We start from the raw sequence: 14831 nt of genomic DNA on the forward strand, positions 1-14831 counted from the left end.
CTGACTGCGTCACGGTCACGAGACGATCGGAGGATCTCTCAGGGTCTTCGAGCCCGAACCGGCCTGGTTCGCGTCGACACCGTGCCCGGTTCCCGGCATGCCGGGAACCGGGCCTGATCCTCGATCACGTTGTCAGGGCACTTATCCCAATCGTTTTCCCCGTGGCATCAGACCCGGCTCGCTATGGATACCTGGGTTTTTCCTGTTCCTGGGCCTCCGATCAGAACGACGTTCTGGGCCCCATCGAGGAACTCACACCGGTGAAGCTGACGCACTGTTGCCTCGTTGATCTCGCTGGATGCGAAGTCGAAGCCGGAGAGGTCCTTGTAGGCAGGGAAGCGTGCGACCTTCAGATGATAGGCGATCGAGCGCACCTCACGCTCGGCCAGTTCGGCCTTGAGCAACTGGGACAGGATCGGCACGGCGGCGTCGAACGCCGGCGCGCCCTGTTCGATCAGATCGGTGACGGCCTGTGCCATGCCGTACATCTTGAGGCTGCGCAGCATGATGACGACGGCGCCGCTGGCAGGATCATGACGCATGGCGGCCTTCGTCATTTTGGAGGCGCAGGCCGTCATAGCGCTCGACATTGGCTGTCGGCTCACGGCTCAGGATCAGCGCCTGCGGCGTGTCGATATCCGGGGTGCCGCTTGTCTTGCCGTCGATGAGGCGATGCAGCAGGTTCAGGACATGGGTCTTGGTCGGCACGCCCTCGGCCAGGGCGCGTTCTCATGGCGGTCAACACGGCCTCCTCATCGTGCTGCAGGACGAGCGCGAGAATATCGACCATCTCACGGTCTCCACCAGGACGGCGCAGCATCTGATCCTGCAACTGTCTGAATGCCATGGGCAATTCTGCGAAGGGTGCCCCGTTCCGCAGCGCCCCGGGCTTTCGCTGGATGACCGCGAGATAGTGTCGCCAGTCATAGATCGTGCGGGGCAGTTGCTTGTGGGAGCGATCGATGACGCGCGGATGCTCGCAAAGGATCTGCCCTTCGGCGGCCACCACCAACCGGTCGGGATAGATCCGCAGGCTGACGGGGCGATTGGCGAATGACGCGGGAACGCTGTAGCGATTGTGCTCGAAGTTGATCAGACAGGTCGGCGAGACGCGCTTGCTCTGCTCGACGAAGCCGTCGAAGGCGGAGGGTAGCGGCATCAGCGCGGCCTGCTCCCCGGCCCAGACAGCAGCAATGGTGCCGGGCAGAGCCCCGTGCGGAATCTCGTGCCACAGCTCCATGCAACGCTGTTCCAGCCAGGCGTTCAGCGCAGCCAGATCGGAGAAGTTCGGCATCGGCTGCCACAGGCGTGGTCGTGCATCCTGAGCGTTCTTCTCGACCTGTCCCTTCTCCCAGCCCGAGGCGGGATTGCAGAATGCCGGTTCAAAGACCTAATGGCTCGTCATGGCCAGGAACCGGATGTTGACTTGGCGTTCCTTGCCGCGACCGACGCGATCGACTGCGGTGCGCATGTTGTCATAGATGCCGCGCCCCGGCACGCCGCCGAAAACGCGGAACCCGTGCCAATGGGCATCGAACAGCATCTCGTGGGTCTGAAGCAGATAATACCAATCCGCATTGAAATTGACTCGGGGGATTCCCTCCGAGGCGCAAATCAGATTCAAGGTGGCGAACGGAGGAGTTCGCCATGGCTGCTTTGCCCTTGCGGGATGATTTTGACGCGGAACGCTGCCGTGCGGCGGCGCGGCGCTCGAAGGATGGGGCGCAAACGCGCCGGCTTCTGTCTATCGCGGCTATCTATGAGGGATCGAGCCGGGCGGAGGCGGCCCGGCTCGGCGGCGTGACGGCGCAGATCGTCCGCGACTGGGTTGAGCGGTTCAACCGAGAGGGACCGGAGGGGCTCGTCGACCGCAAGGCGCCGGGCAAGGCTCCTCTGCTCGGCCCCGATCATCTGGCGGCCCTGGCACGGCGGGTGGACGAAGGACCGATCCCGTCCGTCCATGGCGTGGTGCGCTGGCGGATCGTCGATCTCGCGCAATGGCTCTACGAGGAGTTCCGCATCGCAGCGAGCGAGGACACGGTGAGCCGGGCCCTGCGCAAGATGGGCTATCGCAAGCTCTCGGCGAGGCCGCGCCATCATGCGCAGGACACGCATACCATCGAGGATTTTAAAAAAGTTTCCCCGCCCGCCTGGACGAAATCGCCGCCCACCAGAGCCTCGCGCCCGATGACATAGAGGTCTGGTTCGCCGACGAGGCCCGCATCGGCCAGAAGAACAAGATCACCCGACGCTGGGCCAAGCGCGGAACCCGCCCCTCGGCGCCGCACGATCAGCGCACCGCCTCGACCTACATCTTCGGGGCGATCTGCCCGCAGGAGGGAAAAGGGGCGGCTCTCGTCCTGCCGCGCTGCGACACAAAAGCCATGAACCTTCATCTCGTGGAGATCGCCGCCGCAGTCGCCCCGGGCAAACACGCCATCCTCATTCTCGATCAGGCCGGATGGCACATGGCCAAAGGCCTCGAGATCCCGCAAAACATCACCCTCCTGCCGCTGCCGCCAAAATCGCCCGAGTTGAATCCGGTCGAAAACCTCTGGCAGTTCATGCGCGACAATCTCCTCTCCAACCGAGTCTTCGCCTCCTATGACCAACTCCTCGACCTGTGCTGCCAGGCCTGGAACGCCATCATCGACCAGCCATGGCGCATCATGGCCATCGGGCTGCGAGACTGGGCTCATCGGTTCTGATCATTGCGGGTTGGTATTACACCTCCGAGGGAGACGACAGGGCCAATTCTGCTTACCGGGCTCGCAAAATGTGCAAGCTGCGACGGTGGAATGACGTTGCGGACAGATACGGCTCGAAATGGCACGATGCATCGCTATTACACCTGCTCGACGTGCGCGCGCTTGGGGAAAACGGCGCGCAAAGGCCGGTCGATTCGCATGGACAAGCTCGACGAACTCGTCGTTGAGCATCTCTCGGAACGTCTGTTCACAGAAGAAAGAGTAGCAGAGATTCTGTCGCAGCTCTCGTAGAGAAGGGCGGCTCGGTCAGCGGAGGTCGATAGTCGCACCACCGCACTAAGAAACCAAATTGAGGCTGCAGAGGAGAAACTGCGTCGCTTGTACGCGATGGTCGAGAACGGTATCGCTGAGCTTGACGATATCCTCCGAGATCGCATCAAGGCCCTCCAGAATGAGCGTGATCTTGCAAAAGAGGCTCTTTCGCGTGCGCAGGCCACGGCATCTCGCGAAATCATCATCACGCAGGATATGATCAAGCATTTCGCGGAAGCGATGCGCACGCACATCCGTTCCGGCGAAATCCCGTTCCGGAAGGCGTACTTGAAGGCTGTTGTTGAACGCATTGACATCGATACGAACGTCATTCGCATTACGGGAAGCAAAGATACCCTTGAACGGGCGGTTCAGAGTGATCCGGAAAACTTGCCGGCTGCGGTTCGCAGGTCTGTACCGAAATGGCGCTCCCTAGGGGACTCGAACCCCTGTTTTCGCCGTGAGAGGGCGACGTCCTAGGCCACTAGACGAAGGGAGCAGCGCCGAAGCTTCTGGCTTCGGAGAAGGGGTTCGTATATCGATGCATTGCGCCTGCCGCAAGGGGATTCTGGAGCCTGGCCGGAGAATCTGCGACGGCACGGTGACGCAACGGCGCGCGGGACAGGCGCAGCCGCAGAGCTTGTGAGGAGTGATGCGCTTTGGATGATCGGGACGAGACGGTGCACGAATCGGATATGGCGCAGGATACCGGGGAGAGGCTCAGCTGTGTCGCTGCACAGGCCGAGCGGCTCGACCGGGCGCTGGCTGCGGCGCTGCCGGATTTCTCGCGCGCGCGCATCCAGAGCCTGATCCGCGACGGGCAGGCGCGTGTCGACGGTGCGGTCGTGACCCAGGCCTCGCGCAAACTCGTCGCGGGCGCGCGGATCACCCTGGCTGTGCCGCCACCCGTGCCGGCAACACCGGAGGGTGAGGCGATCCCTCTCGCGATCGTCCACGAGGATGACGATCTGATCGTGATCGACAAGCCGGCCGGTCTCGTCGTGCACCCCGCCGGCGGCCATGAAACGGGAACGCTCGTCAACGCGCTGATCGCCCATTGCGGCGATTCGCTGTCCGGAATCGGGGGGGTGGCGCGTCCCGGCATCGTGCACCGCCTCGACAAGGATACCAGCGGATTGCTGGTGGTGGCAAAGAACGACGCCGCGCATCGCGGGCTCGCCGCGCAATTCGCCGATCACGGCCGCACCGGACCGCTCGAACGCGCCTATCGGGCAGTGGTCTGGGGCGCGCCGGAACGTGCGCGCTTCACCGTTGAAGCGCCCATTGCCCGCGCACGCCACAATCGCGAGAAGATGATCGTCGTCGAGACGCGGCGCGCGCGCGTCGGCGAGGAGCCGCGTGCGCAAGGCCGTGAGGCGATCACCCATGTGGCGGTGGAAGAGCGTTTCGGCGCCGTGTCCGGCGATGCTGCGTGCGACGCCCGCACGCACGCCCATGCCGCCCTCCTGCGCTGCACGCTGGAGACGGGGCGCACGCACCAGATCCGCGTGCATCTTGCGCATTCCGGTTACCCGCTTCTCGGCGATGCGCTCTACGGGGCGGGTTTTCGCACAAAGGCAAGCCTGTTGCCGGAGGCGGCGCGTGATGCGCTCGCGGGGCTCGACCGGCAGGCCCTGCATGCCGCGCTGCTTGGCTTCGCTCATCCGCGCACCGGCGAAACCCTGCGCTTCGAAAGTCCCGACCCGCCCGATCTCGCTGCGCTGATCGCGGCTTTGCGCGCTCCCGAGGCGTCGTGAACCGGTTTGTGGCGATCGGTCATCAAAGCGCCGCATCGCGCGGTATTCTTCACAAAACGCACATGCTCCGGAAACCGTGAACGCAGTGCCCGCGTTTTAGGCTTTCGAAGAACCTGTCGAAACGTTTAGTTTTAGAACGGGGTGCAAGGCCCTATGATCGAATCGAAGGCGATTGTCCATGAGGAGATCGCCGAAGGCTCGCCCGTCAGGGGGGCATCAGGAGGATGAAGCATGTCGGCCGGAAACCTGCCCATACTCGCCACGGAAGGCGGCCTGTCACGGTATCTCGACGAGATCCGCAAGTTTCCCATGCTCAAGCCGGACGAGGAATACATGCTGGCCAAGAGCTGGCGCGAGCATGGCGACCGTGAGGCCGCCCACAAGCTCGTCACCTCGCATCTGCGGCTCGTGGCCAAGATCGCCATGGGCTATCGCGGCTATGGCCTGCCGATCTCGGAGGTCGTTTCTGAAGGCAATGTGGGGCTGATGCAGGCGGTCAAGCGCTTCGAGCCCGATCGGGGCTTTCGCCTCGCCACCTATGCAATGTGGTGGATCAAGGCCTCGATCCAGGAATACATCCTGCGTTCCTGGTCGCTGGTGAAGATGGGGACCACGGCCAATCAGAAGAAGCTGTTCTTCAATCTGCGCAAGGCCAAGAGTCAGATCTCGGCCCTCGACGAGGGTGACCTGCGCCCCGACCAGGTGAGCGAGATCGCCACGCGGCTCGGCGTCACCGAGCAGGACGTGATCGACATGAACCGCCGGCTCGGTGGTGATTCGTCGCTCAACTCGCCGCTGCGCGAGGAGGGTGAGGGCGAATGGCAGGATTGGCTGGTGGATGATTCGGCCAGCCAGGAGACCATCCTCGCCACGCAGGAAGAAGGCCATAACCGCACCCGCGCCCTGCGCGAGGCCCTGGCTACACTCAACGAGCGTGAGCGGCGGATCTTCGAAGCGCGCAGGCTGGCCGAGGACCCGATCACGCTGGAGGCATTGTCAGGCGAATTCGGTGTTTCACGCGAGCGCGTGCGACAGATCGAAGTGCGCGCCTTCGAGAAGGTTCAGGAAGCGGTGAAGCACAATCTCGCCGTGATCGAGAAGCCGCAATACGAAGGTACCGGCGCACCCGGCTGAGGCCGGTTTTCCCGCCCCGGTGCGGCAAGCAGCCCGGGATATGCCGCCTCACTCCTCCCAGGCGGCGAAGGCCTGCTCGATCACCTGCTGTCCACTCATGCCCTTGTCGAAGGCGATGACCGCGCGCTGACCGCCTGCGAAGCGCATCGGCAGTTCGATCCAGTTGCGATTGATCAGCAGATTGCGGTTGCGCTGCTGGTCGGCGCGCAGATTCGACAGCCCGATCAGGAAGAAATTGTCGGAAATCGGCACCGTCAGTCCGGCCAGCGGTGCACCGCGCACGACTTCGTCTTCCTTGAGATGCGGCAGGCCGGCATCGAGGACGTTGCGGTCTTCGTCACCGTCATTGACGAAATCGAGTTCGATCGTGTGCGAAGCCGGCAGATCCGGATCCAGGTTGCGCCGGACCGTCATGGTCATGGTGATGCTCATGTCCGGCACGCGCACCTGCGCAACGATGCCCGGATCATCCGGATCGTCCGTATCGAGCCGCCAGACAGCACTGCCTGCTGCCGCACGCGGTTCGCCGGTCGGATTGGCCGGATCCTCCTCATAGAGCATGGCGCGCTGCGCCACGCCGACTTCGCCATCCGGCAGCGCTGCGGGCGGTTCGGGCGAGACGCGCTCGGGTACAATCTCTTCCGGATCGGTCTCATCCGGCATCAGTCGGTCTTCGATACGTGGTGGCTGTTCGATCGGGGCGGGCGCCTCGATCTCGGGCGGTGTGCGCTCGGCCACGGGGGCTTCGTCCTCGCTGGCAAGCCAGTAGGCGGTAAAGGCAATGGCGCCGATCACCACGACGAGGCTGAGCGCCACGATCACGGCACGCAGACCGCCGCCGGAACCGGCGCGCTGGCTGCGCCCGTCGAGGCGCGGGCGCGCCTTCGCTGCGGGGGGCGGCGGCACGGGTGTCGCCTGCGCTGCAGCGGGGCCCTCTGCAGGCTCCTGCTGCGGCGCACGGGGCGGCAGCGGCGCATCTTGCGGCAGAGGCGTCTCTTGCATCGCGTATGGCGGATAAGCCGGCTGCGTGGCGGCATCCTGACCGGAATCCCGGTCGCCCGATACGGGTGCGGCAAAGGGCCCGGCCGGGCTTCCGGGTACAGGTTGCGCGTGTTCAGCCTGATCCGGCATGCCCTCTTCCTGCACGGCCTGATCTGCAGCGACGGCGTTATCGTCCCGGGCAATGGCCTCATCATCCGGTGCGGGCCCGGCATATTCGGCTTCGACGCCGGCAATGGCACTCTCCAGCGCGTGCCGCTCGGCCTCGAACTCTTCCTCCGAAAGCGGCGGGTCGAGGGAGCGCAATTGCGCAAACAGCGCCGTGCGCGCCCTGTCATAGACGGCGGCGCGCATTTCTGGAGCGGGATCGGGGAGGCCCTGGACGGCCCGGGCGATCAGTGGATGATAATCGGCCATGTTCGCTATGCTGTCTTCGTAAACACTGTGTTGCGTGCTCCTGCTGCGGTCAAGCCTCGAAAGGATTCTGCACCAGGATCGTGTCGTCGCGCTCCGGACTCGTCGAGAGCAGAGCGATCGGCGCGCCGATCAGTTCCTCGATATGGCGTACGTATTTGACGGCCTGGGCCGGCAGATCCGCCCAGCTGCGCGCGCCGGCGGTGGAGCCGGTCCATCCCTCGAAATCCTCGTAGATCGGCTCGACCCGCGCCTGCGCGCCCTGGCTCGCGGGGAAGTGGTCGATCACCGCACCGTCCAGCTTGTAGCCGGTACAGATGCGGATGGTCTCGAAACCGTCGAGAACGTCGAGCTTCGTCAGGGCGATGCCGTCGATGCCGCTGGTGCGCACGGTCTGGCGCACGAGTACCGCGTCAAACCAGCCGCAGCGGCGCTTGCGCCCGGTGACAGTACCGAATTCGCGCCCGCGCTCGCCGATGCGCTGGCCGGTCTCGTCATCGAGTTCGGTGGGGAAGGGGCCCTCGCCGACGCGCGTTGTATAGGCCTTGGCGATGCCCAGCACGAAGCCGACGGCACCCGGCCCCATGCCGGATCCGGTCGCGGCCTGACCGGCGACGGTGTTGGATGAGGTGACGAAGGGATAGGTGCCGTGATCCACATCGAGCAGCGCCCCCTGGGCGCCCTCGAACAAGATGCGCTTGCCGGCGCGGCGTTTCTCGTCGAGCAGACGCCAGGTCGCATCCATGAAGGGCAGGATTTTCGGCGCGACCGAGGCGAGTTCGTCATAGAGCGTTTCCGCCTCGTATTCCGGCAGGCCGAAGCCGCGGCGCAGGGCGTTGTGATGGGTCAGGAGCCGCTCGATCTTGGCCGGCAGCGCGTCGAGATCGTCGAGATCATCGACGCGGATGGCCCGGCGCCCGGCCTTGTCCTCGTAGGCGGGGCCGATGCCGCGCTTGGTGGTGCCGATCTTGGTGCCGCCCGAGGCGCCGCTCTCGCGCAGGGCATCGAGCTCGCGATGCACCGAGAGGATCAGCGTGGCATTGTCGGCGATGCGCAGGGTCTCGCGGGTGATCTCGACACCCTGCTCGCCCAGGCGTTCGATCTCGGCCACCAGCGCATGCGGATCAAGCACGACGCCATTGCCGATGACGCCGAGCTTGTTCTTGCGCACCACCCCCGAGGGCAGGAGCGAGAGCTTGTAGACGGCCTCGCCGATGACGAGGGTGTGGCCGGCATTGTGCCCGCCCTGGAAGCGCACCACCACATCGGCCTGGCTGGAGAGCCAGTCCACGATCTTGCCCTTCCCCTCATCGCCCCATTGGGCGCCCACGACGACGACATTGGCCATTGGCTTGTTCCTGCAACCTCGATTGCGCACAACACGAAAAGCCCCGGCACAAGGCCGGGGCGGAAAACCTTGCAATGCCTCTTGCGTGATTGCGGCGGCGAGGTCAAGACCGATGCAGAGGTTGCGCGCGGCGAATGCCCCGCAAGGATTCAGCTGCCGGGCTTCCTGCCGGCGGGTCCCGGTTCCGGCATCTCCACCGGAGCACCGGCTTCCTTCCACGCCTTGAACCCGCCTTCGATATGGGCCACGGGCTTGAGCCCCATATCCTGCGCGGTCTTGGCCGCGAGCGCCGAGCGCCAGCCGGCGGCGCAGAAGAAGACGAAACGCTTGTCCTGCGCGAAGACATCCTTGTGATAGGGGCTTTCCGGGTCGATCCAGAATTCCAGCATCCCGCGCGGGCAATGAAAGGCCTGCGGATTCCGGCCCTCGCGCTGCAATTCGCGCGGGTCGCGGATATCGATGAAGACGGTGTCTTCATCAGCCAACAAGGGCAGGGCCTCGGTGACACTGAGCGTCTCGATGGCGGCATCGGCTTCGGCGAGCAGGGCGCGATAGCCTTTGGTGATCTGTTGCGGCATGTGAGGCGCTCCGTTGCGACAGACGGCGTGACGGCATCGGGCCGGAGTGAGCAACCGGCACCATGGTCCCAGCTTACCTGCAACGCCGTATCATCGAAACGGCGTGTTTTCGAAAAGCACGATGTGAATTCCCGGTTCCGGGACTAATCCGTATCGTCGATCACGTGAATGGCGAGTGCGAGGGCGAAACCGGCGCGCGCCATGGCGGCGATATCGCGGTCGCGGCGCTCCGGTTGCGGGGGCGTGCGATGGGGCCCGAGCCGGCGGCGGCGTGCATAGGCACGTGCGGCCTCGTATTCGCGCCGGGCACGCGCATCGGCATCGTCATCGTCCGGGGCTTCCCCATTGGCCTGCCCCTCGGCTTGTGCCTCGGCGACATCCTCGGCCAGAGCCTCCTCGATCAAGGCCGGATCGAGCCCCTTCCCGCGCAGCTTCGCCATGATGGCACGGTGCGAGCCGCCGCGCCGGCGCAGGCTCGCGACACGGGCGCGGGCATAGGCGGCGTCATCGACGTAGCCGCCGGACACCGCCTGTTCCACGACACCGGCGATGAGCGCCCGCGCCGGGCCCGCGATTTGCGGATCATCCGCCTCGCCACGCAGCCGCAACCGTGTCTCGACCTTGCGCGCGAGGACTTTGTGAAGCTGTGCGGAGGAGGCGGAATAGCGCTCGAGGTAATACAGCGCCGCCCGCTGCAGCCAGGCCTGCGTGACCGGTCGGGGCGGCTTGCGGGCCGTGGCTTGCGAGCCCGTTTTCGCCCCGGCCTCGTCGTCCGTCTCGTCATCATCTGCGCTTTCGCTCATGGGCTCTTTTCCCGTGCGGGAGGCTGATGCGCAAGGGGTGAGATGACGCCGCGACAGTGCATGGCCTGCGCCGCATCAGCAGCCTTGGATAATCCAGGAATCAAAATACAATCCATGAGGATTCATTCTTGCGAAACGCATGCATCGCAGAGAAGCGAATCAGAATGGCGATTTCGCGAAAGGGTTTGACTTTAATGTCAATAGTCGGGCATATTCGAACCTGTCTGGACCATGGCCGGCTCTATCAGTATGAGCCGGCCATTCCCGTGGAAGCGCATCTGCGGATCATTCTGCTGACGCCGGAAATGAGGGAGGAGATCGATGCAGAGTTGCTTGATCGCGAAGCCGAGCACCGGACTGGTGCTTTCCTCGCCGATCTCGACCATTTCATCGCCGGCGGCGAGATCACGATCGGCGACCGGCGCGACAAGCACGCTTTCCTGAAACGCCTTGAGCCTGAGGGCGAGCAGGTCTGGGAACTGCGCAGTGTCGATCCGGAGCCGAGTGTGCGCGCCTTCGGCACTTTTGCCGATACCGATATTCTGGTTCTGACCCCTATGCGCCTGCGCACCGAACTGGGTGGCTTCAATTCACGCGCTTTCAAGGACGAAATCCGCCGCACACGCCAGATCTGGCACGGGATTTTCGCCCCCTACAGCCCGCTAACCAGCGAGAAGGTGACGGATTATGTCAACGAAAACGTCAATGACCTGCGAAATACGCAATAGCATACCGCTCGCACCGCGCCATCTCGGTTATTTCGAACGCAAATTACGCAATGATTTTCATGCCGCTATCCTGAAACTGTTCCGCGAGCGTGCCGCTTCGGGCATGACGAAGGCCGATCTCGCGCGCAAGCTCGACAAACGGCCCGAGCAGATCACGCGCTGGCTGTCGGCGCCGGGCAACTGGACCTTCGACACTGCGGCTGCGCTTGCGCTCGCCATGGACAGCCGCTTCGAGATCAGGGCCGTGCCGCTGGAAAGCGCGCCTCCGGGCAACCGCCACCACCCGCTCGCGGGCTATATTCCGGGTTCGGGGAGTGGTGCCTCCGCTGGGCGAGAGGTGGATCCGGCGCCGACGCGTACACATTCAGGCAACCACCATCTCATCGATTTCGAACGCGTCGACACAGCGACGACGGTGCGGGCCTGAGCATGGATAGCGGAAACACGCCCCGCGCGGAGATTCCGGCCTTCAGGCTGATCAATGCGGTTTTCTGCGAGGACATCCGCCGTGAGGATAATGGCAAGGACATGCTTCTGGGCGTTTATGGCGGCGATATCGTCGTCGCCCGCTGCCCCACACGTGTGGGCGTATCGCTCTGGCTGCAATATTTTTCTGCGCCCGTGAGGGCAGGCGAAACGGGCATCGATCTGCGGCTGCGGTTCGACGGGCATGACGAGCCCGTGAGCCAGATCGGCCTGCCCTTCATGGAAGAGGGCGAGACGACCCTCGCCCTGCGCGGCATGCCGGTCGCCATCGACGGCTCCGGAGTGCTGTTGCTGGAACATTGCCTGCCCGGTCAGGACTGGCTGGAGATCGCGCGCAAGCGCGTGACCTGCCCCGATCCTGCGGCGGAGGCGTCCTCCGGCGATGCCGGCGACACCTGATTCCGGCGCGGATCACCCGCCCCCGTCACGCGACGCGCGCCAGGCGTTCCACAGCCCCATCAGCACGCCATAGAGTGGTGCGGCGACGGCGACGGAGGTGAGGACCTCGTTCGGCGTGTTGCCGAGAAGCAGCATGATCCCGCCATAGATCACCGCGAAGACCGCCGTCGAAATCAGATTGGTGCGTGAAAAGATGTAAGCCGTCATCTCTGCTCCTGAAATAATCTGCGCTGCACGTCATTGTGTGGCGCGTCATTCTCTCCGTCAGCCGGCATCCAGCTGACACAATGATGCGCTAGCCTGCGCCCTGCGCCGCGAGACCCTTGAACAGGAAGTTCTTCCCCGATTTGAAATCGTAATCGGGATCCTCCCAGGCGACCATCTTGCCCGGATTGAGCAGGCCCTGCGGATCGGCCTCGCGCTTGAAGGCGAGCTGGGTCTCGTCGGTCTGCTTCATGCCGCCCTCTTCGAGCGTGTAGCGATGCGGGTTGAAGATCGGCGCGCCCATCTCCTCGTGGATCGCCATGATCTCCTCCAGCCGCTCCTCGCTTGAAAAGCGCACCAGCGGCAGGCCGAAACAGGTGACCTTGCCGTCGAATTTCACGAATTCGAGATGCGCCGGCACTTCCTCGCCGAAGCGCTCGTGAATGCGCTGTACCAGTTCGATCTGGTTGGGGAAGGGGTAGAGCACCTGCAGATAGGTGATCGACGGGTCATCCCGCAAGGCCCGCAAGGTGGTGTGGTTCCACGACAACTCGAAGACCGGCGGCAGGCCCTTGAGATCCTCTGCCGGGAGCTGGTCATTGCGGAACAGCACCTGCGCCCCGCGATAGCGCTTTATGAAACCCATGAGCGGCGCCGTCTGGAAATCAGCGACCATGATCAGCACCACATGCTGCTCGCGCGCGATGAATTTCCTGTGGCGCTTGAAATGATCATGCGCAATCGGCGCCGCGACGAGGCCGAGTTCCTTGATCAGGAGGCCGTCCTGCTCGCCGAGATCGTTGGCAAACTGCGTCGCCGCGCGCAGGTCGTCGAAACCCACGATCACGTCGACCCAGTCATGGGCGGGGGTGAGCGGCATCTCGACCTCGGTGATGATACCGTTGGTGCCATAGGCGTGCGAGACCTTGTGGATGTCGTCGCCGGTGAATTCCAGAATGCGCGGGCTCGCCTCCATCGTCGCCACCTTGAGGCGGATGATGTTGCCGGTATCGCGCAGGCCGCCCCAGCGGATCGAGCCGACACCGCCGGAGCCGCCGGCGATGAAGCCGCCGATCGAGGCGGTGTGGTAGGTGGATGGGTGCAGCCGGATCTCCTGACGCGAATGGCTGCGCGTCTCCTTGTCGAGGGCAGCTATGACGGTGCCGGGCTCGGCCACGACCCGGCCATGGCCGATCTCGCGCACGGCGTTGAATTGCGACAGATCCAGAAGGATCCCGCCGGAAAGCGGCATGGCCTGCCCGTAATTGCCGGTGCCGGTGCCGCGCGGCGTCACCGGGATCGCATGGTCATGGGCCGCCGCGAGCACCTGGAGGACCTGTTGCTCGGAAGCGGGCGAGACCACGATATCCGCAGTGACCGCGTCGAGCTGGCGCTTGAGCGTGGGAGAATACCAGAAGAAATCCCGGCTCTTCTGGCGCACCAGAGCGGGATTTTCCTCGATCTTCACGCCGTCGATGCGCTTCTTGAAGGCTTCGATGTCGTAGCGCGCGCTCATGGCTGTGCTCATGGCTGATCCTTCCATAGGGTCGATCCTTCCATCATGGCTCCCTTTCCGCTGCTGCCGCCTTCAGGCGATCATGTCGAGTTCGTCATAGGGGGGCGGTGTCGTCGCGATGGGACGCCCGCCCAGAAGCACCATCCGGTCGCCCCGGGGGCGGGAGAGCAACTCGTTCATGGAGCGTGCGCGCAGGATCAGGAGATCGGCCGGATCACCGCTCTCGATGCGCCCGGCCCGGTCGAGATTCATGATCGTCGCCGGCGTGCCCGCAATGGCGCGCAGCCAGTCACCCTCGCCGTGATCGAGATGGGCGATGCGGGTGGCTTCGCAAAACACCTCGATCAGATCGAGATCGCCATAGGCGAAGAACGGGTCGCGGGTGTTGTCGGAGGCAAACATTACCGGAATGCCCGCCGTCCTGAATTCCTGCACCGGCGCCACCCCGCGCCACCGCGGTGTCCGCCCGGAGGCGCGATCCTGCAGATACATGTTGCACATCGGCAGGCTGACCACGGCGATGCCCGCCCGCGCCAGCTTGTCGATCAGCCGGTCGAGATCGCCTTCCTCCATCAGCGAGGCCGAGCAGCAATGGCCGCACAGGATCCGGTTGGGGAAGCGGTGGCGGATCGCGGCATCGGCGACACGCTCCAGCGTCCTTGCATGGTGCGAATCGCTCTCGTCCACATGCAGGTCGAGATCAAGCCCGTGCCGGATCGCGGCCGCAAACAGCTTGTCGAGGGCGGCATCGGTGCGCGCATCGGGAGCGTGGCCGGCGAAGGTGACGCCTCCGAGCTGGCCCTCGTAGCGCGCCGTGGTCTCGACCACCTGCGCGAATTCTTCCCCGTTTTCCAGAATATCGTCGAGGAGGAAGAGTGACGTGGCCTGCAGCGTGATCACGTCGCGCCAGGTCTCGCGCAGCTCGGCGAAGACCGGCCAGGAGAGCGCCGTCTGCTTGCCGATGGAGTCGAGATGGGTGCGGATCGCGCCGGTGCCGTGGGCGAGCGCGCAGCGCAGGCCGAAATCCATGCGGCGCGCCAGATCCTGAGCATCCCAGTTGGCCTCGCGGTCGGATTGGGCCGTATCGAGGGCGCCGGGGAATGTGCCGTCGGGATTGGGGGCACGGTTCCAGATGAAGCCCTTGTCGAGATGGGTGTGGATATCGACGAGACGCGGCATCACCAGCGCGCCGCGCGTATCGATGACCGGAAGGTCGGTTTCGTGCGCGCTCGTGCCCGAGGGTGTCACGCCGAGGATGCGCCCGTGCCGGATCACCAGATCGACATGACACAGACCAGCCGCATCCGGCTTCACACCTCCCGCCGAGAGCATGCAATGGGGCACGCTTGCATTGTCGAGGCGGTAATCGCCGGTCGCCGGGATCGGCAGGAAGCCCGTTGCGTGATCATGCGCGTTCCTGTCATCGGCGGCCATGCCCGTCCTCC

General features: G+C 64.5%; 15 protein-coding genes, 1 tRNA gene and 2 pseudogenes. 7 read left to right on the plus strand and 11 right to left on the minus strand.

The window, feature by feature from the left end:
• Positions 1-179: 179 nt before the first annotated feature.
• Positions 180-542 (minus strand): annotated as a pseudogene (locus tag GA0071312_RS04575) (ATP-binding protein); the annotation flags it as partial.
• Positions 532-1564: pseudogene (locus GA0071312_RS04580) on the minus strand (IS21/IS408/IS1162 family transposase); the annotation flags it as partial. The pseudogenes GA0071312_RS04580 and GA0071312_RS04575, both read right to left, overlap by 11 nt.
• Positions 1565-1647: 83 nt before the next feature.
• On the opposite strand from GA0071312_RS04580, the gene GA0071312_RS19125 reads away from it, so the two are divergent.
• Both GA0071312_RS19125 and GA0071312_RS20570 read left to right on the plus strand, forming a co-directional pair.
• A protein-coding gene (locus tag GA0071312_RS19125) for an IS630 family transposase (protein WP_420819944.1) occupies positions 1648-2708 on the plus strand; the annotation gives its coding sequence in 2 pieces (ribosomal slippage) (positions 1648-2137 and positions 2137-2708; 1062 coding nt in all).
• Between the two features lie 3 nt (positions 2709-2711).
• On the plus strand, positions 2712-2999 hold the full coding sequence (locus GA0071312_RS20570) for a recombinase zinc ribbon domain-containing protein (RefSeq protein WP_074443773.1): 288 nt from the start codon (positions 2712-2714) through the stop codon (positions 2997-2999).
• 45 nt (positions 3000-3044) lie between these two features.
• On the opposite strand, the gene GA0071312_RS04605 is transcribed toward GA0071312_RS20570, so the two are convergent.
• Entirely contained in the window at positions 3045-3272 is a 228-nt protein-coding gene (locus GA0071312_RS04605) for a hypothetical protein (protein ID WP_074443774.1), read from the minus strand.
• 171 nt (positions 3273-3443) lie between these two features.
• Positions 3444-3519: transfer RNA gene (locus GA0071312_RS04610), tRNA-Glu, on the minus strand.
• Between the two features lie 196 nt (positions 3520-3715).
• On the opposite strand from GA0071312_RS04610, the gene GA0071312_RS04615 reads away from it, so the two are divergent.
• Together GA0071312_RS04615 and rpoH are read left to right on the plus strand one after the other, a co-directional pair.
• Positions 3716-4777, plus strand: coding sequence for an RluA family pseudouridine synthase (locus tag GA0071312_RS04615; protein WP_074444220.1), 1062 nt, complete (start codon positions 3716-3718; stop codon positions 4775-4777).
• 231 nt (positions 4778-5008) lie between these two features.
• Complete coding sequence (gene rpoH / locus GA0071312_RS04620; RefSeq protein ID WP_074443775.1) at positions 5009-5911, plus strand: RNA polymerase sigma factor RpoH; 903 nt, start codon at positions 5009-5011, stop codon at positions 5909-5911.
• 48 nt (positions 5912-5959) lie between these two features.
• Here the strand turns inward: rpoH and GA0071312_RS04625 are convergent, their stop codons facing one another.
• From GA0071312_RS04625 to GA0071312_RS04640, 4 genes are all read right to left on the minus strand, one after another.
• Positions 5960-7327, minus strand: a complete 1368-nt coding sequence (locus tag GA0071312_RS04625) for a hypothetical protein (protein ID WP_074443776.1) — start codon at positions 7325-7327, stop codon at positions 5960-5962.
• A 49-nt stretch (positions 7328-7376) separates the two neighbouring features.
• Entirely contained in the window at positions 7377-8672 is a 1296-nt protein-coding gene (locus GA0071312_RS04630; protein ID WP_074443777.1) for an adenylosuccinate synthase, read from the minus strand.
• Positions 8673-8821: 149 nt separating this feature from the next.
• Complete coding sequence (locus GA0071312_RS04635; RefSeq protein ID WP_074443778.1) at positions 8822-9250, minus strand: rhodanese-like domain-containing protein; 429 nt, start codon at positions 9248-9250, stop codon at positions 8822-8824.
• A 143-nt stretch (positions 9251-9393) separates the two neighbouring features.
• Positions 9394-10053: a regulatory protein RecX gene (locus GA0071312_RS04640; RefSeq protein ID WP_083204309.1), complete on the minus strand. Its 660-nt coding sequence runs from the start codon at positions 10051-10053 to the stop codon at positions 9394-9396.
• A 194-nt stretch (positions 10054-10247) separates the two neighbouring features.
• Here GA0071312_RS04640 and GA0071312_RS04645 point away from each other — a divergent pair, with 194 nt between their 5' ends.
• Genes GA0071312_RS04645 through GA0071312_RS04655 form a run of 3 tightly spaced genes read left to right on the plus strand, consistent with a single transcriptional unit; the run spans position 10248 to position 11666 of the window.
• Entirely contained in the window at positions 10248-10781 is a 534-nt protein-coding gene (locus GA0071312_RS04645) for a hypothetical protein (protein WP_131817707.1), read from the plus strand.
• Positions 10759-11208 carry a helix-turn-helix domain-containing protein gene (locus GA0071312_RS04650; protein WP_074443780.1) on the plus strand — a complete coding sequence of 150 codons (450 nt, stop codon included), beginning with the start codon at positions 10759-10761 and terminating at the stop codon, positions 11206-11208. Before GA0071312_RS04645 ends, GA0071312_RS04650 begins: the two co-directional genes overlap by 23 nt.
• Before the next feature lie 2 nt (positions 11209-11210).
• On the plus strand, positions 11211-11666 hold the full coding sequence (locus tag GA0071312_RS04655; RefSeq protein WP_074443781.1) for a hypothetical protein: 456 nt from the start codon (positions 11211-11213) through the stop codon (positions 11664-11666).
• A 12-nt stretch (positions 11667-11678) separates the two neighbouring features.
• Here GA0071312_RS04655 and GA0071312_RS04660 read toward each other — a convergent pair whose 3' ends face one another.
• The 3 genes from GA0071312_RS04660 to GA0071312_RS04670 all read right to left on the minus strand — a co-directional run bounded on the left by GA0071312_RS04660 (position 11679) and on the right by GA0071312_RS04670 (position 14820).
• Complete coding sequence (locus tag GA0071312_RS04660) at positions 11679-11873, minus strand: hypothetical protein (RefSeq protein WP_074443782.1); 195 nt, start codon at positions 11871-11873, stop codon at positions 11679-11681.
• Between the two features lie 88 nt (positions 11874-11961).
• Positions 11962-13398, minus strand: a complete 1437-nt coding sequence (locus tag GA0071312_RS04665) for an FAD-binding oxidoreductase (protein WP_238947097.1) — start codon at positions 13396-13398, stop codon at positions 11962-11964.
• A gap of 60 nt (positions 13399-13458) precedes the next feature.
• A complete protein-coding gene (locus GA0071312_RS04670; protein ID WP_083204310.1) occupies positions 13459-14820 on the minus strand; it encodes a cytosine deaminase in 1362 nt (453 codons plus the stop codon).
• Positions 14821-14831 lie beyond the last annotated feature (11 nt).

The sequence above is a fragment of the Saliniramus fredricksonii genome, assembly GCF_900094735.1.
GTDB classification, from domain to species: domain Bacteria; phylum Pseudomonadota; class Alphaproteobacteria; order Rhizobiales; family Beijerinckiaceae; genus Saliniramus; species Saliniramus fredricksonii.

What these genes read in the sequence shown, in the direction of transcription:
- GA0071312_RS04645 (WP_131817707.1), top strand. Translation starts at nt 10,248, where the DNA reads ATGTCAATAGTCGGGCATATTCGAACCTGTCTGGACCATGGCCGGCTC.
- GA0071312_RS04615 (WP_074444220.1), top strand. Translation starts at nt 3,716, where the DNA reads ATGGCGCAGGATACCGGGGAGAGGCTCAGCTGTGTCGCTGCACAGGCC.
- GA0071312_RS04625 (WP_074443776.1), bottom strand. Translation starts at nt 7,327, where the DNA reads ATGGCCGATTATCATCCACTGATCGCCCGGGCCGTCCAGGGCCTCCCC.
- GA0071312_RS04660 (WP_074443782.1), bottom strand. Translation starts at nt 11,873, where the DNA reads ATGACGGCTTACATCTTTTCACGCACCAATCTGATTTCGACGGCGGTC.
- GA0071312_RS04655 (WP_074443781.1), top strand. Translation starts at nt 11,211, where the DNA reads ATGGATAGCGGAAACACGCCCCGCGCGGAGATTCCGGCCTTCAGGCTG.
- GA0071312_RS04665 (WP_238947097.1), bottom strand. Translation starts at nt 13,398, where the DNA reads ATGAGCACAGCCATGAGCGCGCGCTACGACATCGAAGCCTTCAAGAAG.
- GA0071312_RS04670 (WP_083204310.1), bottom strand. Translation starts at nt 14,820, where the DNA reads ATGGCCGCCGATGACAGGAACGCGCATGATCACGCAACGGGCTTCCTG.
- GA0071312_RS04630 (WP_074443777.1), bottom strand. Translation starts at nt 8,672, where the DNA reads ATGGCCAATGTCGTCGTCGTGGGCGCCCAATGGGGCGATGAGGGGAAG.
- GA0071312_RS04635 (WP_074443778.1), bottom strand. Translation starts at nt 9,250, where the DNA reads ATGCCGCAACAGATCACCAAAGGCTATCGCGCCCTGCTCGCCGAAGCC.
- GA0071312_RS04650 (WP_074443780.1), top strand. Translation starts at nt 10,759, where the DNA reads ATGACCTGCGAAATACGCAATAGCATACCGCTCGCACCGCGCCATCTC.
- GA0071312_RS04640 (WP_083204309.1), bottom strand. Translation starts at nt 10,053, where the DNA reads ATGAGCGAAAGCGCAGATGATGACGAGACGGACGACGAGGCCGGGGCG.
- rpoH (WP_074443775.1), top strand. Translation starts at nt 5,009, where the DNA reads ATGTCGGCCGGAAACCTGCCCATACTCGCCACGGAAGGCGGCCTGTCA.